Source organism: Vibrio sp. 1978, assembly GCF_033344345.1.
Window position 1 is genome coordinate 1 of the sequence record NZ_JAWPOP010000380.1, and the last position, 754, is coordinate 754.

1 protein-coding gene is annotated in these 754 nt (G+C 46.2%); it reads right to left on the minus strand.

The genetic code is table 11. The features are described 5' to 3' along the window. Positions 1-145 precede the first annotated feature (145 nt). On the minus strand, positions 146-754 hold a 609-nt coding region (locus R8N49_RS26735), incomplete at its 5' end, for a sodium ion-translocating decarboxylase subunit beta (RefSeq protein ID WP_318114954.1).

Genomic DNA, 754 nt, shown 5'->3' on the forward strand with positions numbered 1-754 from the left:
CCCTGAGGGACAAAATAAAAAAGGGATGCCGGAGCATCCCTTTGACTATAAACCATTTTGTTTAACCAAGTTAATGGCAAGCATGTAAATTGGTTGATAATTTTATCTTCAACACGATAACTGTATTTACGTGTTACAAGAGTCTTTATCCAACCAAGGCCAACAGAATACCTGCCGCTACCGCGGAGCCAAGTACACCAGCTACGTTTGGTCCCATCGCATGCATCAACAAGAAGTTTTGAGGGTTTGCATCAAGCCCGACTTTGTTCACCACACGCGCAGCCATAGGTACGGCAGACACCCCTGCCGCGCCAATGAGTGGGTTGATGTCCTCTTCTGAGAACTTATTAAGAAGCTTAGCCATGAGAACACCTGCGCCTGTACCGATACTGAACGCTACAGCGCCTAGACCAAGAATGCCTAATGTTTCCAAGTTTAAGAACTGGTCAGCTTGCAGTTTCGAGCCAACCCCTAAACCCAAGAAGATAGTCACAATATTGATCAGTTCATTTTGTGCAGTTTTCGATAAACGATCCACTACACCCGCTTCACGCATCAGGTTACCGAGACAGAACATACCAACCAATGGCGTCGCAGAAGGTAGGAACAGAATCGTCATCAACAGCACGGCCATCGGGAAGAACACTTTTTCCCACTTACCAACATGACGAAGCTGCGCCATTTTGATTTCACGCTCTTCTTTGGTAGTCAGCGCTTTCATAATTGGCGGTTGAATGATCGGAACTAATGCCAT